The following is a 23,446-nucleotide window of genomic DNA, read 5'->3' on the forward strand; positions in this document are numbered from 1 at the left end:
GGCGACCCGTGCGGGTCGCCGCCCTTCGTAGGAGGCCGTGTCACTGGTGACTGGTGGAGCCGAACCATCCTGATCGGATGGGGACCGTCGTGATGGGGCTCCGTTGGCCACTCCCGAAGGTGCTCACGGCGATGGGCCGGGAGGCGATCACGGCCTGGAGGATCACGACCCCTGCAGGATCACAGGCTGGAGATGGAGCTCTCGCCGCCGTCCTCGACGTTGGCCAGCAGGTTCTGCAGGTAGCTCTTGAGGCGAGTGCGGTAGTCGGACTCGAAGCGGCGCAGCTCGTCGATCTTGTGCTCGAGGTTGGCACGCTCCTTCTCCAGCTGGGCGAGGGTGCGGTTGCGCTGGTCCTCGGCCTCGCGCACGATCTGCTCACCGGTGGAGCGGGCCTCGGTGACGATGCGCTCGCCCTCGGCCTTGCCGTTGGCGACGTGCTCGTCGTGAAGGCGCTGGGCCAGCTCGAGCATGCCGGAGGCAGCAGCCGGGCCCTGGCCGCCGGTCTCGCCGGCGGAGACGGCCGGCATGGACATGGCAGGCTCCGCCTGAACCGGAGATACGGGGGAAGCGGGTGCGGAGGGGATGGCAGCCCCCTCGCCGAGCTGGGCCACTCGGCGGTTGGCGGCCTCGAGCTTGGCCTTGAGGTCGGCGTTCTCAGCCTCCAGCTGACGCATGGCCTCGACTACCTCGTCGAGGAACTCGTCGACCTCGTCCTGCTCGTAGCCCTCACGGAACTTGGTCGCCTGGAACTTCTTGTTGAGGACGTCGTCTGCTGTCAGCAGCGTCATGGGTCGTCACCTCGGTGTCGTTACGGATAAGGTCACGAGCACCGGGCATCCGGTCACTCATGCGGACAGAGTACCTGAACTCGAGGTTCAGGCCACATCAAGCGCGCTATCTCACGCTGACGTGAGAACAGCACTCTAGCGGTTCGCTCACAACTTCACACCTGTTCAGATGAGAAGCCCGAGGAACCACTGGATGATCCAGATCCCGAAGACCAGGACCAGGAAGCTCAGGTCGATACCGACCCCTCCCAGGCGTGCCATGGGAACCCTCCGACGGATCACTCGCAGAGGAGGATCCGTCAGAGCGTAGACAAGGTTGGCCAACACCAGGACGACCCCCTGGGGACGCCACTGGCGGGCGAAGACCTGAATCCAGTCGAGCACGACCCTGACCAGGAGGATGAGGAAGTACAGGCTCAGAATGCTCGACAGGATCCCGGCTACCGCAGAGACGAGGTTCACGTACGAGTCAGCTCAGCTCTGGTTGAAGAAGCGGCCGCGGGCCTCGGCGACCTCGCCGCCGTCGATCTCCACGCTGGCCGGGGTCAGCAGGAACACGCGCGGAGTGACACGCTCGATGGCACCGTGCAGCCCGAAGACCAGACCGGCGGAGAAGTCCACCATGCGACGCGCGTCGGACTCGCTCATGCCGGTGAGGTTGATGATGACGGGGACGCCGTCACGGAAGGACTCGCCGATGATCCTGGCCTCGTTGTAGGTCGAGGGGTGAACCGTGACGATGCGGCGAAGGTCGGGGGCAGCGGCAACGGGATCGGGCGCAGCCGGGGCAGAGAAGTCCTCGTACCCCTCGTCAACGAAGTCCTGCTCGTGCTCCTGCACGGCGTAACCGGCATCGGCAGCCTCGTAGCTGTCCTCGTAGGTCTCTTCCTCCGGCTCCGAGTAGCCGAGGAAACTGGTCATACTGCGCAGCGCGCCCATTTATCGCTCCTTGGTTCGTCCGGTCCCCTGCGTTCCGGATGTGCTGCGACGGTATCCGTCCCCGTGACGCCGCACGGGGACCTCACCTCGGCGTGTCCCCCACCTCAGGTTTCAGGAAGGTCACGCCCAGGAGTTACTCAGCAGACGGGCCTTATCGCGGAACTCCAATGCCTGCCAGACGTCCAGTCACTCCGTCACGGCGGTAGGAGAAGAAGCGAGGGTCCTCGTAGGTGCACCACTGACCAGCGCTGATGTGACCAACACCGGCGCGCTCGAGCTGGGCGAGGACCCCTGCCGCAACATCAAGGCCGGGCGTCCCCCACGATGTGCGCGAGGCGCACGCCGGTTCGCGCTGCGCGGACAGGGCAAGCATCTCCTCGGGGACCTCGTAGCAGGAGCCGCAGATCGACGGCCCCACGGCGGCCCACAGATCCGCCGGTTCCACTCCGCTGCGCCGAAGGAAGTCGATGGTGGCGGGGACGACGCCGTCGAGCATGCCTCGCCGACCGGCGTGCACGGCGGCCGTCAGAGCTCCGTCCCGGGACGCGAGCAGGACGGGGACGCAGTCGGCCACGAGAACGCAGCAGCCTGCAGGAGCCCCGCCCGTCCGAGAGTCCAGGACGAGGGCGTCCGCAGTGGGAACGTCACCGGCCTGGGCCGTGGCCACGACGGTGGAGTGAACCTGGTTCATCCAGGCCAGGTGGCGCCCCTGCTCGAGCCCGAGCAGCTCCTCGAGCCGACGACGATGACAATGAACACGTTGCGAGTCGTCCCCGACGTGGAGCGCCAGGTTCCACCCGTCATATGCGGCCCCTTCCTCGCGCTCCGCACCCCGGTCCTGAGCGCCGCCACCCGGGGCCGAGACGGGACGGGCCCGCAGGCCGCGGGTGGTGAAGAACCCACGAGCCCGCGGGCCCAGATCCACCTCGATCAGATCCGAGGCCTCAACGGCGGTGGTGTCGCACATGTTGCCGCGCCCCCGGACAGCGATGCCGCTCAGCGCAGGAAGTCGGGCAGGTCGATGCCGTCATCGTCGGCGTCGACCCCGATCACCTGAGGAACCTCAAGATCGGAGACCGAGTGCTGCTGCGCCGGCACCGAGCCGTAGGAGCCGTAGGACTCATCCACATAGGCCGGCATGCTTCCTGAGGAGAGGGCCTCGGCCGCACTGACCTCCGACAGGTGCGCCGCGGCCGCCGAGGAGGAGGAGGGCGGCGGAGCCAGCGGGACCGGACGAGTCACCGGGTTCTGGGCGGCATGGGCGCCACCACGAGGAGCCGGGGCCGGGGGCAGGTCGTCGACCGGGGAGGAGGGCACCGGCGGCACCGCGGCGGCGCGCGAGAGTCGAGTCATCGGGTCGGCCAGGCCACCAACGACCGGCTCGGAGTCGAAGCCGGCGGCGATGACCGTCACCCGCACCTCGTCTCCCAGGGCACCGTCGACCACGTTTCCGACGATGATGTTGGCCTCGGGGTGGACGGCCTCGCGCACCAGGTTGGCGGCCTCGTTCATCTCGAACAGACCCAGGTCGGAACCGCCCTGGAAGAAGAGCAGCACGCCGTGGGCGCCGTCGATCGAGGTCTCCAGCAGCGGCGAGGCGATGGCCTCCTCGGTGGCCGTGATCGCGCGCCCCTCACCGGTGGCCGAGCCGATGCCCATGAGCGCGCTGCCGGCGCCCTGCATGACGGACTTGACGTCGTTGAAGTCGACGTTGATGAGACCGGGGGTCGTGATGAGCTCGGTAATGCCCTGGACACCCTGAAGAAGGACCTGGTCGGCCTGCTTGAAGGCGTCAACGACGGAGATGTTCTTGTCGGCGATCTGCAGGAGGCGGTCATTGGGGATGACGATGAGGGTGTCGACTTCCTCGCGCAGCGCCTGGACGCCGTCCTCGGCCTGGGCCGAGCGGCGGCGTCCCTCGAAGGAGAAGGGACGGGTGACCACACCGATGGTCAGCGCGCCGATGCTCTTGGCCAGACGAGCGACGACGGGGGCTGCGCCGGTGCCGGTACCGCCTCCCTCGCCCGCGGTGACGAAGACCATGTCCGAGCCGTCGAGAGCCTCGCGGATCTCGGACTCGTGGTCCTCGGCGGCCTTGCGGCCGATCGCCGGGTCGGCCCCCGCTCCCAGCCCTCGAGTCAGGTCCCGCCCGACGTCGAGCTTGACGTCAGCGTCGGACATGAGCAGCGCCTGGGCGTCGGTGTTCACGGCGATGAACTCCACGCCACGCAGATCGGCCTCGATCATGCGGTTGACGGCGTTGACACCGCCGCCACCAACACCGACGACCTTGATCTCTGCCTGGTAGTGCTGTGAGTCGTCCACAGCCATGCTCTCGACCACTGGCGTCCCCTCCGCGAGTTTCGTCATGAGCCCTCCGACGAGGACTCCCCTCAAACCTCAACCTCAAGTTAAGGTCAATACTTATGTCATTCTCTGAACGACGGGCTTAACGCTATGAGACATCCAGGACGTCGCATCGCATTGAAGCCCGGCGTGTTCGTGTGCAGTTGCCTGCGGATTCCCTGCTATATCACTGCAATTTACCTGCGATGAACCTGAAGGTTTACGGGTGCATGCTGCTGCGTGCCCCGCTGTTCCTGGAGATGCCGCGCAGCGTCGGAGCGCAGCAGCCGTTCAGGACGTCGGCGATGGTGCCACGGGGGTCGCGCCGGCGCTGTCAGCAGATCGTGTGGTGGGGCGATGCGGCGAGGAGACGTCGTAGATGGAGGCGGTGGTGGTCATGAGAGTCGCCAGGACGCGTGCCTTGAGCGCGTTGTCCTGGTTGTTGCCCCAGACCACGCTGGCCCCGCTGGACAAGGTCAGTGTGACCTGCCCCGCCTCGGTGGCGCTGCCGCTGCTCACCTGGGCCAGGGTCTCCGGCATGAGGGAACCCACCACCTGGGTGACGGCGGCGACCTGCTTGGCGGAGATCCTCTGTGGCCCCGATGCCTGCGCGGCGGGATCGGGCACGATGTTCACCAGGCCTGATGGCGGCTCGGAGACCCGCTCGAGGACCACGGCCTCGTTGTCGAGGACCTGGTAGCCGTCCGAGTCCTGCACGGTGGCCACCGGCACGCGCATCGTCAGGTGCACCCGCAGCCCGTGGGGCCAGGCCCTGGTCACCTGCGCCCGGCGCACCCGGACCAGCTTGTCACTGACCTGGGTGGAGAGCCGGCCGGTGTCGAGCCGCAGCAACGAGTCGCCCTCGTAGGCAGCCAGAACCTCGCGGACCTGCTGGTCCGAGACGCTGCCGTCCGAACCCGCCACGGAGATCCTCCGGGCCTGCAGACCCAGGAGGGGTGAGAAGGCCAGGGCCCAGACCGCCACGACGATGGCGACCACCACGACGGCGGCCCTCACCGCCCGTCGCAGCCGCAACCGGCGCACGGCGGCCTGACGCTCCTTGAGCCGATCGGCCAGTCCGGTGGAGACGACCCGGTCATCTCCACGGGAAAGAGCCACCTGCCTGCGGCCGAAGACGGTCAGCTCGGTGCTCGCCGCCGCGTCGGGGCTGGAGGACTCCTGGCGGGGGCTGGTGCGGCCGGCGCCCTCGCCACCGCGACGCGGGGCCGGCGAGGAGCTGGACGCGCCCCTCGACGTCGACGGACGCCTGGGTCGCGAGGCCGACCCGGCGCCGCCGCTCGGCTCCTTGGGGGTCCTGGGGGCCGAAGCGCTCCGGGGCCGCTTGGCGGGGGCCGCCGGCCCGGCCTGCTCGGTTCCGTGATGCGCCGGCGGGGTGCTCGGCGCGGATGGTCCCTGCACCGAGCGGGAGGGACGCGGACGCCTGGGTCCGGAGCGGCGCGGCGGGATGCTGGCCGGGGCGTCCTGAGCGCGGTTGGAGCGCTCCGGACGGGGGGCCGAGGGCTTCCTCATGCCCGCTCGTCCCGGTCCGCGGGCGAGGGGGCTGCACCGCCCTCGCGTGCCGCCAGGTCGCCCAGTACCGTGCCGGCGAGCTCGGTGACGTCTCCGGCACCGACTGTCAGCAGCAGGTCGCCAGGGCGCGCCAGGTCGGCCACCGCGTGGGCGGCATCGAGGCGCTCGGCGACGAACCTGGCGGTGCCACCGGGGACGCGCTGAGCGACCGTGTCCCCGGTGATGTCGGGGAAGTCCGCCTGAGTCTCCCTGGCGGGGTAGACGTCGGTGACGACAACGGCGTCGGCCAGGGCCAGCGCCTGTCCGAAGCGGTCGGCGAAGGCCCGGGTGCGGGAGAACAGGTGCGGCTGGAACAGGACCAGGACCCGACCGCCGCGCTCCTGGGCCACGCCCCGCGCCGTGCGCAGCAGGGCCTCGATCTCCGTGGGGTGGTGGGCGTAGTCGTCGATGACGCGCACACCGTCGGCCTCGCCCCGGTCCTCGAAGCGCCGACCCGTCCCCCCGAAGGCACCCAGTGCCCGGGCCATCAGGGCCGGTTCGACGCCGAGCTCGATGCCCGCGGCCCAGGCTCCGGCGGCGTCGAGGGCCACGTGGTCCCCGGGTACGGCCAGCACCAGCTCGACCGGACCGTGATGCGGCTCCTCGCCCGCGCCGCCGGCGGGCTCGCGGCCGGCGGCCGTGGTGAGGGTCAGCAGTCCCCGAGTGGATGAGGCCCCACGTTCCTGGATGTCCAGGTGGACGTGCCCCTCCCCCACGAGCACTCCGCCGGGGAGGGTGTCGGGGCCTGCGAAGGAGTAGGTGACGACGCGCAGGCCCTCGGCGGCAGCGGACTGCGCCAGGCGCAGTGCGCCGGCGTCGGCGGCGCAGGCGACCAGCAGACCCCCGGGCACCAGCCGGTGAGCGAAGTCGACGAATGCCGTCTCGAAGGCCTCCGCGGTGCCGTAGCTGTCGAGGTGGTCGGGCTCGACGTTGGTGACGATCTCCACGCGCGGGGTGTAATTGAGGAAGGAGCGGTCGGACTCATCGGCCTCGGCGACCAGGGCGGAGCCGCTGCCCAGGTGGGCCCCGGTGCCCAGGGCCCGCACGATCCCGCCGATGGCGAAGGAGGGGTCGGCTCTGGCCTCCGTGAGGGCCTCGGCGAGCATGCCCGAGGTCGTGGTCTTGCCGTGCGCACCCGCCACGGCGACGAAGTCCAGGCCCCGAGCGGCCAGGGCCAGCGCCTGGGACCGGTGGATGACGTCCTGGCCCCGCCGGCGGGCCTCGGCGAGCTCGGGGTTGGTCTCCTTGATCGCGGTGGAGACCACAACGGTGCTCCGCTCGGGCACATTCGCGGCGTCGTGCCCCAGGTGGGTCGTGATGCCCAGATCGGCCAGGTGGTCGAAGGCGGGACCCCCGTGGGCGTCGGAGCCGGAGACCTGGGCGCCGCGGGCCGCGAGCAGCTGAGCGACCACGCTCATCCCCGCTCCCCCGATGCCGATGAGGTGGAAGGCCCGGTCTGCCAGAGTGCAGTGGTCACCGTCGGTCGATCGGTGCGAAGTACGGGAGGCGTCCTGGGATGTTGTGGCGGTCATGCCGCATTCTCCTCGTCAGTGGGAGTGTCGTGGATGGAGGCGCACTGCCGGATAAGGGCGGCCAGGCGGGCCGCCGCATCCTGGACGCCGGTGGAGGCCGCGGCCCGGGCCATGGCGGCCTGTCGCTCAGGGTCGGAGATGAGCATGGCGAAGTCAAGGATGTCCGAGGGCTTGAGCTCGGCGTCGAGCACCATACGCCCGCCTCCGGAGGCCAGGACGTCAGCGGCGTTGAGACGCTGCTCGCCGTTGCCGATCGGCAAGGGGACGTAAAGCGCTGGAAGACCCAGGGCCGTGATCTCTGCGACGGTACCGGCACCGGAGCGGCACAAGACCCCGTCGGCGCAGGCATAGGCCTGTTCCATCGTGGTCAGGTAGTCGAGCACGTGGTACCGCTCAGCGAGGTCCTGCACAGCGCCCGAGGCCACTGCCGCCTCGAGGGCGGCGCGCACCGGGGCGTCCTTGTCCTTACCGGTCAAGTGCAGCACCTGCAGGCCGGTTGGCAGGGAGTGCAGAGACTCGCTCAGGACCTCGTTGAGGTGCTGGGCCCCCAGGGATCCGCCCGTCACCAGCAGGGTGGGCAGGTCGGGGTCGAGTCCCAGCGCCTGAGCGCCCTCGACGCGGGCATGGCGGGTCCCCTCGTCCGTGGCACGCTGCGCGACCAGGGTGGCGATGGCCGGGCGCAGCGGCAGTCCTGTGACCTCGGTGCAGCCCTTGGAGGCCTTGAGACGGGTCGAGGCGAAGGTCAGGGCGACGGCCTGGGCCCAGGAGGCGCCCAGCCGGTTGGCCAGGCCTGGGCGGGCGTTCTGCTCATGGATGACGACCGTAACCCCGGCCTTCCTGGCGGCCAGGTAGGCAGGGGTCGACACGTAGCCGCCGAAGCCGACGACGACGTCGGCCTTGACCTTCTCAATGGCCTCAGTAGCCGCGCTGATCGCCTTGCCCAGCCGGTGCGGCAGACGCAGCAGGTCACCGCTGGGGCGCCGCGGCAGAGGGACTCTGGGGACCAGGGCCAGCTCCAGGCCGGCCTCGGGCACGAGCCGCTTCTCCAGTCCCTCGGCGGTCCCCAGGACGAGGATCTGCGTGCCGGGGTCACCGCCCAGGGCCGGGTCCCGCAGGGCCGCAGCCGTGGCCAGCAACGGGTTGACGTGGCCGGCGGTGCCCCCGCCGGCCAGCAGCACCCGCAACGGCCGGGGCCGCTCCGAGCCGCTGGGACGCTCCTGCTGGGGCGAGCCTGCGCTCTCACTTGTCTCGGGCACGGTTCCTCCTAGGGACAATGACTGCCAGGGAACGACGCAGCGCCCCGGGACTCGTGGACAGGGCCTCCTGCGCACCGGGTTCGTGGCGCGCGAAGGCCAGAAGCACCCCGATGGCCAGGAGGACCGACACCAGCGCGGTGCCTCCACGGCTGACGAGGGGAAGCGGGACGCCCAGCACCGGCAGCGCACCGGTGACGACCCCCATGTTGATGATCGCCTGCCCCACGATCCACGCACCGATGGCCGAGGTCGTAGCCACGACGTACAGGGAGGTGTGGCGTCTCATGAGCCGCAGGCAGCAGGCGCCGATGACGGCGAACAGGGCGATGACGACGAGGGTGCCCACCAGCCCGAACTCCTCGCCGAGCACAGCGAAGATGTAGTCGGAGTCCGCCTGGGTGAGGTAGCCCCACTTCTGGCGCGACGATCCCGGACCCACGCCGAGCCAGCCCCCGGTCCCCAGCGCCCACATCCCGTGCTTGGGCTGGTAGCCCACCCCCATGGGGTCTGCGCCCTCGGGATGGATCCAGGCGGTGATCCGGGCGCGGCGGTTGGCACTGAGCATGGAGGCCGCCGCGAACATGACGATGCCGCCGGCCCCCAGGAGGGCGAACCAGCGCTTGCGCATTCCGCCCACCCACAGGGCCCCGGCGACGATGATGACCAGGATGATGACGGTTCCCAGATCCTGTCCGCCCAGGACGCTCGCGATCGCGACTCCGACACCGCCCCAGCCCACCACCCATGCCCGGTCCCGGGGGCGCTTGTTCGCGTACCAGGTCACCAGGGTGCCCAGGACCAGGGCGAGGGCCACCTTGATGAACTCCGAGGGCTGGGCGGTGCCGACCCCCGGGACCTGGATCCAGTTGCGGTTGCCGTAGACGTTGACGCCCACGGGCGTGAACACCAGGCACTGCAGGGCGATCGTTAGCACCAGGAGCCCCCAGGCCATCCTGGGGAACCAGGACAGCGGGATGCGGGAGACCCCCACCATGCCCAGCGTCCCCACCGCGGCGAAGATGAGGTACTTGGCGAAGTCGGTGAAGGCGTTGCCACCGTTGGCGGCCACGGTCACCGACTGCACGGAGAAGACCATGATGAGCCCGAAGGTCTCCAGCACCAGGGTGGACACGAGCAGGCAGTAGTAGGTCAGAGTCACCTGCTCGGCGCTCTGGGTGGAGTCGGACCCGCCGGAGGGACGCCGACGACGCTCCTTAGGGGTGCCCTCGGGCTGAGGGCCCCCGCCGTCCCAAGGTCGTGAGAGCCGCTCGCCCCAGCGCGTCAGGCGCTTGCGCCAGGCGTCACCCAGGCGACTGCCCGCTCCCGTGGGCCGGGAGCCGGAGGGCTTCCTGGTCTGTTTGGACGCCGTGGCAGCACCCTTCCCGGGGGCGGCCCGCTCCGGCTTGCGGCCGGCACCGGCCCCCCGCGACGAACCTCCGGGGGCTCGTGAGGATCCTGACGAGGAGGGGCTCGACGAGCGGGCGTTGGTGGCCGAGGTGGACCCGGTCTTCACAGCTGCTCCTGGTCGCCGGAGACGTCCATGTCCCGGGTGCCATCGCCTCGGGTGTAGGCCTGGGCGCAGGCGGCGAACAGGTCGCCGCGCTGGGCGTAGGACGTGAACTGGTCCCAGGAGGCGCAGGCCGGGGCCAGCATGACGGTGTCGCCGCTGCGAGCCATGGCGCCGGCGGCTTCCACCGCGGCGGCGCTCACCTGCTCGGCGCTGCCGTCGCTGACGCGGGTGACGGGCAGGCCGGGGGCCTCCCGCTCCAGGGCCGCCAGGATGTCGTTCTGGTCCTTGCCGATGACAACGGCGCCGCGCAGGTGGGGGCGCACCGTGCGGACCAGGTCGAAGAACTGGGCGCCCTTGGTGTCGCCGCCGCAGATCCACACGCCGGTCCCCTGCGGCAGGGAGGTCAGTGCGGCCTCGGCGGAGTGCGGGTTGGTGGCCTTGGAGTCGTCGACCCAGGTGACGCCCTCCGCCTCGGCGACGGTGACGATCCGGTGGGCTCCGGGGCTGTAGGCGCGCAGTCCAGCGGCGACCGCCTCCGGGTCGGCTCCGGCCGCACGGGCCAGCGCGGCAGCCGCCAGGGCGTCGGCCAGCAGGTGCGCGGGCAGGTTCTGGGCACGCCGCCCGGGGGCCAGGTGCGCCAGGTCGGCGGTCGTGGCCAGCTCGACGCCGCTTGAGCGCCGCTCGGCGTGAAAGGCGCGGTCGACCAGCAGGTCCTCAACCATGCCGACCTGTCCCAACCCCGGCGCGGACAGGGTGAAGCCGACGGCTCGGCAGCCCTCGACGACGTCGGCCTGGCGGACCATGTCCTCGGTGGCGGCGTCGGCGAGGTTGTAGACGGCGGCGAGCCGGGTGTGGGAGTAGACGCGGGCCTTGTCCTGGGCGTAGGCCTCCAGGCCCCCGTGCCAGTCGAGGTGGTCGGCGGCCAGGTTGAGGCAGGCCGAGGCCAGGGGCGCCAGGGTTCTGGTGGTGTGCAGCTGGAAGCTGGACAGCTCTACGGCCAGGGCGTCGGCACTGCCGGCCAGCACCGCCTCAATGACGGGGGTGCCGATGTTGCCCACGGCCGGAGCCGTGAGTCCCTGGGCCTCAAGGATCGCCGAGAGCATGCTGACCGTGGTGGTCTTGCCGTCCGTTCCGGTCAGAGTCAGCCAAGGCACGTGCGGACGCGCTGAGTCCTGCTGAATCCTCCATGCCAGCTCGACCTCGCTCCAGGTCTCGATACCCGCCGCCGCAGCGCCTCGCAGGACCGGCCCGGTGGCCGGTACCCCGGGTGAGACGACGAGGAGCCTGGCCGGGGACTGCGCCAGGGCGGCCGCGGTCGCCTCGGCGTCGGCGACCGTGGTGGAGGCCACGGGGGTCTGCAGCATCTCGACGGAGGACTCGCGGCTGTCGAAGACGTGGATGCGGGCCCCCAGCGTGGCCAGGGCGTCGACGACGGCGCGCCCGGTGCGCCCCAGGCCGACGACGGCCACGTGGGCGCCGTCGAGCTGGTCGTTCAGGGACCCGCCGGGGCCGGTGACGGCGCTGGACGGCTCACCGGGGACTTCAGTCAGGCTGGTCACGGTGCGGGCTCACGCTCCTGGTTCCTCACTTCTCCTGACGGGGCTTCCGGCAGGATAAGACTGCTTCAATGGTTCGGGTCGCAGTGGCCCGGTCGTCCTGGCTCATCCGAAGATGAGCTGGCGCAGGTACTCGGCGTAGAAGATTCCGAGTCCCGCGATGACGCACAGGCCGGCGATGATCCAGAAGCGGATCACCACGTTGACCTCGGTCCATCCTCCCAGTTCGAAGTGGTGATGCAGTGGAGCCATGCGGAAGACGCGTCGGCCTGTCGACTTGAATGAGACGATCTGGATGATGTCGCTCATGACCTCAGCCAGGAACAGTCCACCCAGGATGACAGCCAGGAACTCGGTTCGAGTCAGGATCGACAGGCCGGCAACCGCCCCTCCCAGGGCCAGGGACCCGGTGTCGCCCATGAAGATCTTGGCCGGTGAGGCGTTCCACCACAGGAAGCCGAAGCAGGCCCCCATGAGGGCGGCAGCGATCATGGCCAGGTCTCGCGGGTCCCTGACCTGGTAGCAGGTGGTGGGGACCATGGTCTCGTGGCCGTAGTTGCAGGACTGGTTGGTCTGCCACACGCCGATGAGCGTGTAGGCACCGAAGACCATGGCCGAGGCGCCGGCGGCCAGTCCGTCGAGTCCGTCGGTGAGGTTGACGGCGTTGGACCAGGCGGTGATGAGGAAGTTGGCCCACAGGATGAACAGGATGAGCCCGACGACGCTACCGGCGAAGGCCAGGTTGATCGCCGAGTCCCGGGCGAAGGAGATCCGGGCGGAGGCGGGGGTCAGTCCGTTGCGGTCCGCGAAGTGCAGGGCCGCCACCGAGAATCCGATGCCGATGAGCGCCTGCCCCACGATCTTCTGCCATGCCCTCAGTCCCAGAGAGCGCTGCTTGGAGATCTTCTCGAAGTCGTCCAGGAATCCGATGAGCCCGAGCCCGACGACGAGGAAGAGCAGCAGGACCCCGGAGGCGCGCGGTGTGCGCAGCTGGCTGAGATTGGCCAGGGTGTAGCCCAGGACAGTGGAGATGATGATGACGAGGCCGCCCATGGTCGGCGTGCCGCGCTTGGTGAAGTGTCCCTGGGGCCCGTCCTGGCGGATGAACTGTCCGTACTCCTTGGCGTGGAGGTAGCGGATGAGCAGGGGGGTCCCCAGCAGGGTGCCCACCAGTCCGACCACACCGGAGATGAGGATGGCGGTCATCGGGGACGAACCTCCTTGAGGTGGTCGGCCAGGCGCCAGGCGCCCGAGCCGTTGGAACCCTTGACCAGGACGGCGTCGCCGTCGCAGAGCAGGGCGTCGATCTGGGAGATGGCGGTCGCGGCATCATCGAAACCGACGACCTCGACCCCTCGCGCCCTGGCCGCCTCGAGTGCCTCCTGGGTGGAGCCGATGCCGATGAGCATAGCGGCTCCGGCTCGGGCCGCGAGCTCTCCGGTGCGCGCGTGATCGGCCGCAGAGGACTCCCCCAGCTCAAGCATCTCGGAAATCACGACGACGCGACGTCGGTCCCCGGCCAGAGCCGGCAGCACCGCCAGCGCCGCCGTCATGGAGTCGATGTTGGCGTTGTAGGAGTCGTCGATAAGGAGAAGATCACCACTGAGTTCCGAAATATCCATCCGGTGGGGGCTCTCGATGCTCACCGAGCCGAGTCTGTCGGCGACGAGCTCCGGGGCCAGCCCTGCGGCCAGGGCCAGCCCCGCGGCGGCCAGGGCGTTGGACACGTTGTGCACGCCGGCCACGGCCAGCTGGACGCGGCGGGGCTCGGCAAGACCGGGCAGGTGGAGGTCGAAGGCCGCTCGGGCAGCCGCGTCCAGGTCCACATTCTCGGCCCTCAGGTCGGCCTGTCGCCCCCGGGCGGAGAAGGTCAGGACGCGTGCCGGTGCGAGCTCGGCCATGGCGGCGGCGCGGGCATCGTCGGCGTTGAGGATGGCGATTCCCTCGGGCCGCAGGCCGGCGATGATCTCCGCCTTGGCCGCGGCGACTCCCTCGATGGAGCCGAACCCACCCATGTGGGCGTGGCCGATCATGAGGACCCCGGCCGCGTCCAGGGGGGCGATGTCGGTGAGGTAGGCGATGTGGCCCGGTCCGGAGGCCCCCATCTCCAGGACGAGGTAGCGGGTGGACTCGTCGGCCTCCAGCACGGTCAGCGGCAGCCCGATCTCGTTGTTGAAGCTGGCCCGGGGCGCCACCGTGGGGCCGGAGGCGGCCAGGAGCTGGCGGGTGAGGTCCTTGGTGGTGGTCTTGCCCACCGAGCCGGTCATCGCCACCACGGTGAGACGATCGCCTTGCTCGGCTGCCGCCTGGCGCAGTGCCTCCAGGTGGGTGCGGGCCAGCGCGCCGAGGGCCGCCACGGTGTCCTCCACGAGGACGAGCCCCATGGACACCTCCTCGGCCTGCCCCTGGGACAGTCCGCTGCGGGCGGCCTCCAGGTCGGAGACGATGGCGCCGACGGCGCCCAGGTCGCGGGCCGATCCCAGGTGGGCATGGCCGTCAGTGCGCTCGCCGTGCACGGCGACGAACAGTGAGCCCTCGGCGGCCTGGCGAGAGTCGGTGACAACCGGTCCGGTCACCGGCGCGTCCGGGCCGATGAGCCTGCCGCCGACGGCTGCTGCGATCTGACTCAGGCTGAGCCTCATGCCCGTCCCCATTTCTCCTCGACGGCCTCAGCCATCACGGGCGCGTCGTTGTAGCGGATGAATTCCCCGGCCATCTCCAGGAAGGGCTCGTGGCCCTTCCCGGTGACGATGACGGTGTCGTCGGGTCCGCACAGCTCAACACCCCGGCGCACGGCGTCGCCGCGCCAGGTGGTGATCTCCTCGACGTCCGTCAGGTCGGGGCGCACGCCGCGCACCCCCTCGAGGATGGCGTTGCGGATGAGCTGGGGATCCTCGCTGCGGGGGTTCTCGTCGGTGACGACCAGAACATCGGCCAGGCGGGCGCACACCTCGCCCAGCATGGGCCGCTTGCCCTGGTCGCGGTCGCCGTCGGAGCCGAAGACCACGATGAGGCGCCCCGGGGTGATGGGGCGCACGGCCTTGAGGGCCAGCTCCATGGCATCGGGGGTGTGGGCGAAGTCGACGATGCACAGGCCGCGTCGGCCGTCACGCTGGCTGATGCGCTGCATACGGCCGGGGATGTTGTGGGCACCGGCCAGGGCCGCGGCGGCCGTAGCGGCGGGCACCCCGGCGCGGATGGCCATGACCAGGGCCAGGGCGGCGTTCTGCACGTTGACGAGTCCGGGAAGGGGGCAGGAGGCCTCGATCTTCTCGCCGTCGGGCCCGTGGAGGGTGAAGGTGGTGGCGGAGTCGGTCATGGAGACAGCGGCGTCGCTGACCCACCAGTCGGCGGGAGTCTCACCGGGGTAGGCGCGCACGCGGTCGATCTCGATGGGGGCCTCGGCGGCCAGGGCCGTCCCCCACTGGTCGTCGACGCAGACCACGCCGCGGCGGGCGTGCTCGGGGGTGAACAGCTGCGCCTTGGCCTCCAGGTAGCCCTCCATGGTCTTGTGGAAGTCGAGGTGGTCGCGCTGGAGGTTGGTGAAGCCGGCGACGTCGACGACAATCCCATCGAGCCGGTGCAGGACGATGGCGTGGCTGGAGGCCTCCAGAGAGGCGGCGCCGACCTTGTCCTCCACGGCCAGGGCCATCATCCGCTGCAGGACGGGGGCCTCGACGGTGGTGCGCGGGGACTCCACGGAGCGCTCCCCCACGCGCAGCTCGACGGTTCCGGCCACCATGCAGCCTCCGACGTGAGCGGACAGGATGGCGTCGAGGAAGTATGCGGTGGTCGTCTTGCCGTTGGTTCCCGTGACGGCGGTGGTGACCAGGCCGCGTGCCGGGTGGTGGTAGACCTCGGCGCTCAGGGGACCGACGACGGCGCGGGGGTCGCTGTGCACGAGGACGGGGGTACCGGGAGCGGTCTGGTGGACGATCTGGGCGCCGTCGGCATCGGTCAGGACGGCAACGGCACCGGACGCGACGGCATCGGCGGCGAAGCGGGCGCCGTGGACGGTGAAACCGGGCAGTCCCACGAAGAGCTCGCCCGGGACGGTGTCAGCGGAGTCGACGCTGACCCCCAGGATGCTCAGGTCGTTGAGGGCCGCGGCGTCCTCAGCTGAGGCGGGAGCCAGGGAGAAGCGCTCGCACAAGGTGCTGATGGGGATGGGACCATTGGAGCTCGGCCGTAGGGCGGCGGCCGACTCGTAGGCGTGGTTGCTCATAGTTCCTCAATCTATCGCGACCTTCCACTGTCGATGTTCCACAAGAGCCCCTCCGGCCCACTTCGCCGAGGTGCTGGTGGTCACGCTCATCTACCTATAGGCGTCCTCACTGATTCGCGTCCCTTTCTCCTCCGGCCCCGTTGCGAGCCGCCCGGGCCGCAACGACGCTGGGGTCCGGGGCGATGTTGAGCGCCTGCATGGCTGCCAGCGCCACCTCCCGGAAGACGGGGGCGGCAACGGTGCCTCCGTAGATCCCCTCGGGACGGTTGACGATGACCGCGATCGCCAGCACCGGGTCGCGCGCAGGCAGGAAGCCGACGAAGGAGGCCACGGTGGAGTCGTCAGTGAGGATCTCGGTGGTTCCGGTCTTACCGGCCACCAGGTAACCGTTGATGGAGGCCGACTCCGCGGTACCGCCCTCCTGAGTGACGCCGATGAGCATCTCGGTGAGGGTCTTGGCCGTCGCCTCGGAGATGACCCGCACCCCCTCGGGGCGGTCCTGGGGGGTCTCCTTGCCGTCGGCGTCGATCCAGGCGTCGATGACGCGTGGGGCCACGCGCACGCCCTTGTTGGCCACGGTGGCCAGCACCTGGAGGGACTGGAGCGTGGTACCGGCCACGCCCTGCCCGAACATCGTGGTGTAACGGGTGCGGTCGTCCCAGGAGCTGGGCGGGTAGAGGATGCCGTCGGACTCCGCCGGCATCTCGATGCCCGTGGCCTGCCCCCAGCCGAAGCGCTTCATGTAGTCGTAGCGGACGTCGTCGGCGAGCTTCTCGCCGATCTGCACGGTGCCGACGTTGGAGGACTCCGCCAGGACTCCGGCGGTGGTCAGGGTCTGGGTCTCGTGCTCGTGGGAGTCCTTGAAGGTCTGCCCGTTGGCCGAGGTCCAGGTGTAGGGGACGGTCCAGGTGTCCTCGGGCTTGACGGCGCCCTCCTCCAGAGCGGTGGCGAAGGTGACGACCTTGCCGACGCTTCCGGGCTCGAAGACGGCCTGGACGCTGCGGGCGGTGCGGTTCTCCTCGGAGGTGGCCGAGGGGTCGGAGGGGTCGACCGAGTTGGAGTCGGCCAGGACCACGACCTTGCCTGTGGCCGGCTCCATGGCCATGACGATGCCCCAGTCCGCGTGCTGGGCGGCCACCGTCTTGTCGATGGTCTCCTGGGCGATGGACTGCAGGTCGGGATTGAGGGTGGTGCGCACCGTGGCGCCGGGTCTGGCCGGTTCGTCCTCCTGTTCACCGGTGGGGATGATGACGCCGCTGCGCCCGACCTCCTCACTGCCCTTGCCGTCGGTTCCCGTCAGGAGCTTGTTCTGGGTGAGCTCCAGCCCGGCCGCCCCGATGAGCTCGCGGTTGTGCTCGCCCTCGTGGGTGAAGCCCAGGACGTTGCCGGCCACGGTTCCGGCCGGGTAGGTGCGTCGGGTGCGCTGGTCGGGCTCGACCCCGGGGATGTCCAGGGCCTTGATCTTGCGCCAGGTGTCAGGAGAGACCTCCTGGGCGATGACCTCGTAGCTCCGGTTTCCCACGAGCTTGGCTCCCAGCTCCAGGGGATCGACGTCGAGGATCGGGGCGAGCTGGGCCGCGACCGCCGTCGCCCCGTAGTCGACGACGACCTTCTCGTTGGCGCCGGTGGACTCGTTGAGTCGCATCTCGGTGCGCTCGTACTGGGCGATGGCGGACTGGTTGACGCCGACGTCGTAGCTGACCGCCGAGGAGGCCAGGACGGTGCCGTCGCGCCCGGTGATGTCGCCTCGGGGGGCTCGGTTGACCCAGGTGACCGTGCGCTCGGCCTTCGCCTTCTCAGCCAGCTCCGGCCCCTCAATCGCCTGAACGTAGACGGTGCGCCCGGTCAGTGCGGTGAACACGAGCAGCCCTCCGAGCTGGAGCGCCTGACGACGCGAGGGATTCACCGGCGCCTACTTCCCGCTCTTGGCGGCGTGGGCGGGGGTTCCCTCCGTGAGCTGCCCCTTGTTGACGTCGACGACGCCGGGGGCGGCGGCGGGCACCATCCCGAGCTCCTTGGCGCGGCCGGCCAGCGCGTCGGGCGCCGAGGCCTCCTGAACCTGGGTGCGCAGCGTCTCGACGTGGTCCTCGGCGACGTTGAGCTCGATCTGCTTCTCCTTCATCCGGTAGGCGGTGTCGGCCATCTTGGCGTTGAGGAGCATCGAGGTGATGAGAGCGCCGGCCAGCACGAGGATGATGACGGTCAGGAAGGGAAGGGAGGACGAGGCCGCCCGGGAGGCGCCGCTGACGACCCGCAGCTGGGGCCGGTTGACGGCGCCCGCCTCGGCGCGTCCCTGGGTGCTGGTGGAACCACTTGCCTGGGCGGTGCGCCGCGTCGCGATCGGGCGGGTGACTCGAGCAGTAGCAGTGGCGCTCATCAATGTGCCTTCCCTGTGCGTAGTTGGACTGGTGTGGATGGACGATGGTGCAGTGGGATCGTTGGCCGCCTGGGGCGGTCCGCCGGCGTCTGGAGCGGCTGGATCGCCTAGCTGCGGTGGCGACGGCGGGCGGTGCGTTGACCGCTGCGGCGCCCGGGGTCCCGTCCTCGGCCGCCGGCGGGCGCAGAGGCCTCTGGCGAAGGGGCCTGGTCGGCCGGACGCAGGCGGACGGCTGCCCGTAGTCGCACCGGTGCTGAGCGGGGGTTGTGGTCGAGCTCGCGGGCGTCGGCCTTCTCCGCGCCGTTGGTGAGCAGCTCCAGGTAGGGGCGGTCCACCTCGGGGACGACCGGAAGGTCCTGGGGCGCCCGGGAGGTGGCTCCGTGGGCCAGCGCCCGCTTGACGATGCGGTCCTCCAGGGACTGGTAGGACTCCACCACCAGGCGCCCTCCCACGCGCAGGCTGTTGAGAGCCCGGGGCACGGCCCGCTCCAGGACGTCGAGCTCGGCGTTGACGGCGATGCGCAGCGCCTGGAAGGTCCGTTTGGCCGGGTGCCCGCCGCTGCGGCGCGCCGGCGCGGGCACGGACTGACGGACGAGCTCGGCCAGGTCCTGGGTACTGGCCACCGAATCCCCGGACTCGCGGCGGCGCACGATGGCGGCGGCGATGCGGGAGGCGAAGCGCTCCTCGCCGTAGGTGCGCAGGATGCGGGTGAGCTCGGCGGCGTCGGCATGCGCCAGCAGGTCCTGGGCGGTCATTCCTGAACCCTGGTCCATGCGCATGTCGAGAGGCGCCGGGCGGGCGTAGGAGAAGCCCCGCGAGGCCTCGTCGAGCTGAAGGGAGGAGACCCCCAGGTCCATGAGGACGGCGTCCACGGTCCCCTCCGCACGAACGGAGTGCTCACGAGCCACCCGGCTGACGGCGTCGTAGGTCGCCTGAACCGCGACGAAGCGGTCCCCGAAGCGGGCCAGGCGCGCCGAGGCCAGTGCGATCGCCTCGGGGTCGCGGTCGATGCCCACGACCTTGAGGGTCGCGAAGCGCTCGAGCGCCGCCTCGGTGTGGCCCCCCATGCCCAGGGTGCAGTCGATCATGACCGGCTGGGCCGGGCCGGGCGCCGCCGCGCTGCCGGCAGCGCCCTCGATGGCGGGCGCGAGCAGGTCCAGGCAGCGCTCCAGGAGCACCGGCTTGTGCCGGCCGACGGCGTCGGCAGCGGATGCCTGCGCCTGAGAGCTGGTCATAAGGCGTGCTCCTTTCTGGTGCTGGCCCGGCCCCGGTCCGGGTACCCGGCTGGTTGTCAGTTGCTGATGAGCCCTCGACATCCGTCCCTCCCCGGCGCACCGTGCGGGGCGGCCATCTCGCCAGGACTCCTCCCGTGGTTCCGGCGCCGGGGAAGAGGCGTCGGACTCGACATCGGGCGGAGACCTCACGAGATGGTTCGCCAGAGCCCAGATGGCATCTGCGTGCGGTCCGTCGGGTTCGTTCAGTTGTCGAAGAGGTCGAGGCGTCAGAAGAAACCGGGGATGATCTCCTCGGCCGTGTCGGCGAAGACCTGTTCCTGGGCGGCCAGGTAGGTGCTCCAGGACTCGGAGTCCCAGATCTCCACCCGGGCACCGGCTCCGATCACCGCCAGGTCCTTCTTCAGGCCCGCGTAGGCCCTCAGCGGGGCCGGCAGAGTGATCCGCCCCTGCTTGTCCGGGATCTGCGAGTCCGCCCCCGAGAGCATGACGCGCACGTAGTCACGCGCCTGCTTCTGGGCGAGGGGGGCCTCACGCAGCTGGGCGTACATGCGCTCGAACTCGGCGGCGGTGAAGGCGTACAGGCAGTGCTCCTGACCTCGAGTCAGAACCACGCCGCCCGCAAGCTCCTCACGGAACTTCGCCGGGAGGATGAGACGGCCCTTCTCGTCCAGCTTGGGTGCATGCGTTCCCAAGAACATGAGCCACCTCCTTCCCCTCGACGACCCCGTGCACCCCACCCTACTCCACTTCCCTCCCTTTTCTCCCACCCCTTCTCCTCGAGAGCGTCACAGCTGCGTATCACCGACGACGGCACCACCACCCCAGACCCCTGCCTTTTCATTGGAATCACAGCAGTTCAACACCCGTTCACGCGGAGTGGAGGGAGGTGGAGGACAGGTGGAGGGAGGCATTCACCACCACCCTCCTCGGCGTGGTGGGCATCCAGGAAAAAAGCAGATTCCACTCGGCCTGCACGCAGGATTCTGGTGGAGTTCGGAGCTCCGAGCAGAGGTAGGAGCGGAGCCGCACCGCTCTCGAGGCAGCTCTTCCGAGTCCAAGGAATTCCTTGAGATTCTCAGAATTCTGTCCCGACCTGACGAGGTCCGCAGAGGGCTGATCGGGGTCTGCAGATACTCAGGTCCTGTCTGCAACGGGTGAGCGTTGGAGACAGGACCTGTGGAGCCGTGCCGGCGGGAGGGATATGGAGGTGGAGGGAAGTGGGGGCAGTGGAGGGATGTGGGGATCGGCGTACGCCAGCAAAGCTGCAGGGGCGCGGGCGTGGTGGAGCGGCTGGAGAGGAGTAGGGGGGCTCGGGGAGGTGGATGCGGGCCGGTCAGTCCTCTGAGTCGCGACGGCGATCCCAGCGCTCTGACTGGCGGTCCATGAAAGAGGAGCGCTTCTTCCCGCCGTTCCCGCTCTTGGCGGGCCCGCCTCGACCTCCCGCGGGGCGACGCGGGCTCGACGTGCTCTCGACCCGGGTCAGCGCCATTGCGACACCTCCGACGGCCACGAGGAAACCGGCGACCCCCAGCAGGATGGACAGGAGGCTGTGGGGCACCGAGACCCCTGCGATGAGGAGCGCCAGACCGACCAGGACCAGGGCCACGCCGCCGCCGATATGGCGGGGCGAAGGCCGTGAGAGCCGACGCTCCTCACGCTGGAACGTCTGAGCCAGCTCGGGGTCATCCTCATGGAGCTGCGATTCCAGGTCTCGCAGGACCTGCTGCTCTCGCTCTGACAGTGCCATCATGCTCCTTGCTTCCGGGCGGGGCCGGGGATCTGCGCCGTAGTTGCCAGGATAGGCGCTGTGGGGGCTCAGGAGAAACTCACCGACGAGGTTGGCCGGGACGCAGACGGCTCCCCCACCCGAGTCACCGACGACGACCTCGCCCTCCTCGCCCTTCCTGCCCGGGCGGCGCCTTGGTGGGGCCGTCTCCTGACAGGAGGCTGGCCGGGGCCACTGCATGAGCTCCCCACCTGCGGCGCACCGCGTCGGCGGCCCGCTCGGAGGCGCCGCGCCGCGGGTCCTCGTCCAGGAGGAGCTGCACACCGTCGTCGGGGCGCAGCAGTCCCTCGACCCGCACCCCCAGGAGGCGGAAGCCACCGGGCGGGGTGGGCAGGGCGGAGTAGAGCGAGGAGACGGTCTCCCAGATGTCCTGGGCGAGGTCGGTGGGGGTGGCCAGGGTGCGTGAGCGGGTGACGGTGGTGAAGTCGGCCCCTCGGGCCTTGAGGACGGCGACCCGGCAGCGCCGGTCCGCCGCGCGCAGACGGGCGGCGCACTGGTGGGTCTGGTCCAGCAGGACCCGCCGGGCGTGCTCCCGGTCGGTGAGGTTCTCGAAGAAGGTGGTCTCGGTGCCCACCGACTTCTCCTCACGCACCGGCTCGACCCGGCGGGGGTCGACGCCGTGGGACAGCTCGTGCAGGTGGCGCCCGACTGCCCGGCCGAGGATCTTCTCCAGGTGACGCACGTCAGTGCCCGCCAGGGTGCGCACGTCCTGAATCCCCCATCTGGCCAGGACCTCCTGCGTCCGGGTGCCGACGCCCCACAGGGCCCCAACCGGCAGCACGTTGAGGAAGTCCTGCGTGGCGGCGGCCGGCACCAGGAGTAGTCCGTCGGGCTTGGCGTGGGAGGAGGCGAGCTTGGCGATGAACTTGGTGGAGGCGATGCCCACCGAGGCCGGAACGCCCACTCGCCGGCGTATCTCGGCGCGGATCCAGCGGCCGATGGTCACCGGGGAGCCCATGCGGCGCCTGGCCCCGCTCACGTCCAGGAAGGCCTCGTCGATGCTCACCTTCTCCAGGGCGGGGGTGACCTCGGCCAGGACGGCCATGACCTGGGCCGAGACCTGGGAGTAGAGGCCGTGGCGCACGGGGAGGACCACGGCCTGGGGGCAGCGGCGGGAGGCCTCAGCCATGGACATCGCCGAGGAGACGCCGAAGGCGCGGGCCTCGTAGGAGGCTGCCGAGACGACGCCCCGGCCGTCGCTGCCGCCGACGATGACGGGACGGCCGGCCAGCTCGGGGTGCTCGAGGAGCTCGACCGAGGCGAAGAAGGCGTCCATGTCGACGTGGATGATGGGGGTGGCGGAATCATCGTCCCCCCAGGACCGGCGCGCGGCCTGGGAACGGGGTGCTCTGCTCATCTCCACCTCCTCAACGAGTGCGACGGACTCACCGGCTGACGGCCCCCGAGGAGTCCGCCCGCGCTCCTCTCAGGCTACCGTGGGGCTGTGACACGTAGACGCAGGAGCTCCGGGGCCCCGGCGCTGACCGATCTGCCCCCAGGCCCGGTGCACACTTCCCTGGCCACGGCCGAGCTCGTGGCGCGAGACACCGGGATCCTTCTCATGCTCGACGGCGCGGAGTCCTCCTTCTTGGACCTGCGCGACCCCTCCCACCTTGACTTCGAGTACCACCAGCAGATGGACGCGGTGCTCTCGGCCCTGCTCGGCGAGGGCAGCCCCGTCAGGGCGCTCCACCTGGGCGGGGCGGGCTGTGCCCTGGCCAGGGCGTGGGACGTGACCCGCCCCGGCTCCCAGCAGGTCGCCGTCGAGATCGATGAGATCCTCGCGAGCCAGGTGCGGACCTGGTTCGACCTGCCCCGGTCCCCCAGGCTGCGGATCCGGGTCGGCGACGCCGCCGAGGTGGTGGCGGGGCTGCGGCCGGGCCAGTGGGACGTCGTGGTGCGCGACGTGTTCAATGGTGGGAGCGTGCCGGCCTCCTGCAGGAACCGGGAGTTCTTCGACTCCTGCCTGAGGGCGCTGGCTCCAGGAGGACTGCTGCTGGTCAACACCGCCTCCATGCCGCGTGCCCTGGCCGGCGCTGAGATCGCCACACTCGCCGGCGCCCTGGACGGGGACACCTCCCGCGTGTTCATCGTCGCCGACCCCGCTGCGGCGCGTGGCCGGCGCCGGGGCAACCTGGTGCTGGTGGCCCGCCAGGACCCTTTCACAGCCGATGAGCTCGAGGAGGCCGAGCGCGCAGTGCGCCGCCTGCCGCTGCCGGTGCGCACCTGGTCGCTCGATGATGCCGTGCTACCGCGCCCAGAGGGTGGCCGGGCCCGCTAGACCCGCATGAGGCGAATGACCGGCCGCGCCGGTCCGGGCTGCTGGC

20 protein-coding genes are annotated in these 23,446 nt (G+C 70.3%); 1 reads left to right on the forward strand and 19 read right to left on the reverse strand.

Annotated features, from left to right (window positions below; all coding sequences use genetic code 11):
* Positions 1 to 179: 179 nt before the first annotated feature.
* The 19 genes from HMPREF3165_RS11390 to dinB form a co-directional block, all read right to left on the reverse strand.
* A complete protein-coding gene (locus HMPREF3165_RS11390) occupies positions 180 to 788 on the reverse strand; it encodes a DivIVA domain-containing protein (RefSeq protein ID WP_003786267.1) in 609 nt (202 codons plus the stop codon).
* A gap of 165 nt (positions 789 to 953) precedes the next feature.
* Positions 954 to 1,250 (reverse strand): YggT family protein, encoded by a 297-nt coding sequence (locus HMPREF3165_RS11395; RefSeq protein WP_003786269.1) that lies wholly within the window; start codon positions 1,248 to 1,250, stop codon positions 954 to 956.
* Between the two features lie 12 nt (positions 1,251 to 1,262).
* Complete coding sequence (locus HMPREF3165_RS11400; protein ID WP_003786271.1) at positions 1,263 to 1,727, reverse strand: cell division protein SepF; 465 nt, start codon at positions 1,725 to 1,727, stop codon at positions 1,263 to 1,265.
* Positions 1,728 to 1,878: 151 nt separating this feature from the next.
* On the reverse strand, positions 1,879 to 2,694 hold the full coding sequence (locus HMPREF3165_RS11405; RefSeq protein ID WP_070513644.1) for a purine nucleoside phosphorylase YfiH/LACC1 family protein: 816 nt from the start codon (positions 2,692 to 2,694) through the stop codon (positions 1,879 to 1,881).
* 29 nt (positions 2,695 to 2,723) lie between these two features.
* Complete coding sequence (gene ftsZ / locus HMPREF3165_RS11410) at positions 2,724 to 4,097, reverse strand: cell division protein FtsZ (protein ID WP_176747056.1); 1,374 nt, start codon at positions 4,095 to 4,097, stop codon at positions 2,724 to 2,726.
* 267 nt (positions 4,098 to 4,364) lie between these two features.
* Complete coding sequence (locus HMPREF3165_RS11415; protein ID WP_256275303.1) at positions 4,365 to 5,603, reverse strand: cell division protein FtsQ/DivIB; 1,239 nt, start codon at positions 5,601 to 5,603, stop codon at positions 4,365 to 4,367.
* Positions 5,600 to 7,174 (reverse strand): UDP-N-acetylmuramate--L-alanine ligase, encoded by a 1,575-nt coding sequence (murC, locus tag HMPREF3165_RS11425; protein WP_070513653.1) that lies wholly within the window; start codon positions 7,172 to 7,174, stop codon positions 5,600 to 5,602. Before murC ends, HMPREF3165_RS11415 begins: the two co-directional genes overlap by 4 nt.
* Entirely contained in the window at positions 7,171 to 8,430 is a 1,260-nt protein-coding gene (gene murG, locus HMPREF3165_RS11430) for an undecaprenyldiphospho-muramoylpentapeptide beta-N-acetylglucosaminyltransferase (RefSeq protein WP_070513657.1), read from the reverse strand. Before murG ends, murC begins: the two co-directional genes overlap by 4 nt.
* Positions 8,414 to 9,943: an FtsW/RodA/SpoVE family cell cycle protein gene (locus HMPREF3165_RS11435; RefSeq protein WP_070513660.1), complete on the reverse strand. Its 1,530-nt coding sequence runs from the start codon at positions 9,941 to 9,943 to the stop codon at positions 8,414 to 8,416. The genes murG and HMPREF3165_RS11435 overlap by 17 nt, the downstream gene beginning before the upstream one ends.
* The gene (gene murD, locus HMPREF3165_RS11440; protein ID WP_176747057.1) at positions 9,940 to 11,499 is read right to left on the reverse strand and encodes a UDP-N-acetylmuramoyl-L-alanine--D-glutamate ligase; all 1,560 of its coding nucleotides are present in this window, start codon (positions 11,497 to 11,499) and stop codon (positions 9,940 to 9,942) included. The genes HMPREF3165_RS11435 and murD overlap by 4 nt, the downstream gene beginning before the upstream one ends.
* Before the next feature lie 102 nt (positions 11,500 to 11,601).
* Positions 11,602 to 12,702 (reverse strand): phospho-N-acetylmuramoyl-pentapeptide-transferase, encoded by a 1,101-nt coding sequence (gene mraY / locus HMPREF3165_RS11445; RefSeq protein ID WP_003786289.1) that lies wholly within the window; start codon positions 12,700 to 12,702, stop codon positions 11,602 to 11,604.
* Positions 12,699 to 14,150: a UDP-N-acetylmuramoyl-tripeptide--D-alanyl-D-alanine ligase gene (gene murF, locus HMPREF3165_RS11450; protein ID WP_070513662.1), complete on the reverse strand. Its 1,452-nt coding sequence runs from the start codon at positions 14,148 to 14,150 to the stop codon at positions 12,699 to 12,701. The genes mraY and murF overlap by 4 nt, the downstream gene beginning before the upstream one ends.
* Complete coding sequence (locus tag HMPREF3165_RS11455; protein WP_070513667.1) at positions 14,135 to 15,721, reverse strand: UDP-N-acetylmuramoyl-L-alanyl-D-glutamate--2,6-diaminopimelate ligase; 1,587 nt, start codon at positions 15,719 to 15,721, stop codon at positions 14,135 to 14,137. The genes murF and HMPREF3165_RS11455 overlap by 16 nt, the downstream gene beginning before the upstream one ends.
* 106 nt (positions 15,722 to 15,827) lie before the next feature.
* On the reverse strand, positions 15,828 to 17,627 hold the full coding sequence (locus HMPREF3165_RS11460) for a peptidoglycan D,D-transpeptidase FtsI family protein (RefSeq protein WP_070513670.1): 1,800 nt from the start codon (positions 17,625 to 17,627) through the stop codon (positions 15,828 to 15,830).
* Positions 17,628 to 17,633: 6 nt separating this feature from the next.
* Positions 17,634 to 18,098: a cell division protein FtsL gene (locus tag HMPREF3165_RS11465; RefSeq protein WP_003786297.1), complete on the reverse strand. Its 465-nt coding sequence runs from the start codon at positions 18,096 to 18,098 to the stop codon at positions 17,634 to 17,636.
* 107 nt (positions 18,099 to 18,205) lie between these two features.
* Complete coding sequence (gene rsmH / locus HMPREF3165_RS11470) at positions 18,206 to 19,333, reverse strand: 16S rRNA (cytosine(1402)-N(4))-methyltransferase RsmH (RefSeq protein WP_070513673.1); 1,128 nt, start codon at positions 19,331 to 19,333, stop codon at positions 18,206 to 18,208.
* Positions 19,334 to 19,599: 266 nt separating this feature from the next.
* Positions 19,600 to 20,031: a division/cell wall cluster transcriptional repressor MraZ gene (mraZ, locus tag HMPREF3165_RS11475; protein ID WP_003786301.1), complete on the reverse strand. Its 432-nt coding sequence runs from the start codon at positions 20,029 to 20,031 to the stop codon at positions 19,600 to 19,602.
* 635 nt (positions 20,032 to 20,666) lie between these two features.
* Positions 20,667 to 21,080 carry a DUF3040 domain-containing protein gene (locus HMPREF3165_RS11480; protein WP_020991642.1) on the reverse strand — a complete coding sequence of 138 codons (414 nt, stop codon included), beginning with the start codon at positions 21,078 to 21,080 and terminating at the stop codon, positions 20,667 to 20,669.
* 124 nt (positions 21,081 to 21,204) lie between these two features.
* The gene (gene dinB / locus HMPREF3165_RS11485) at positions 21,205 to 22,476 is read right to left on the reverse strand and encodes a DNA polymerase IV (RefSeq protein ID WP_070513675.1); all 1,272 of its coding nucleotides are present in this window, start codon (positions 22,474 to 22,476) and stop codon (positions 21,205 to 21,207) included.
* Between the two features lie 87 nt (positions 22,477 to 22,563).
* On the opposite strand from dinB, the gene HMPREF3165_RS11490 reads away from it, so the two are divergent.
* Complete coding sequence (locus HMPREF3165_RS11490; RefSeq protein WP_256275304.1) at positions 22,564 to 23,400, forward strand: spermidine synthase; 837 nt, start codon at positions 22,564 to 22,566, stop codon at positions 23,398 to 23,400.
* Positions 23,401 to 23,446: the final 46 nt, after the last annotated feature.

Origin of the sequence: Actinomyces sp. HMSC08A09 (assembly GCF_001807465.1) — a bacterium.
Taxonomy (GTDB): Bacteria; Actinomycetota; Actinomycetes; order Actinomycetales; family Actinomycetaceae; genus Actinomyces; species Actinomyces oris.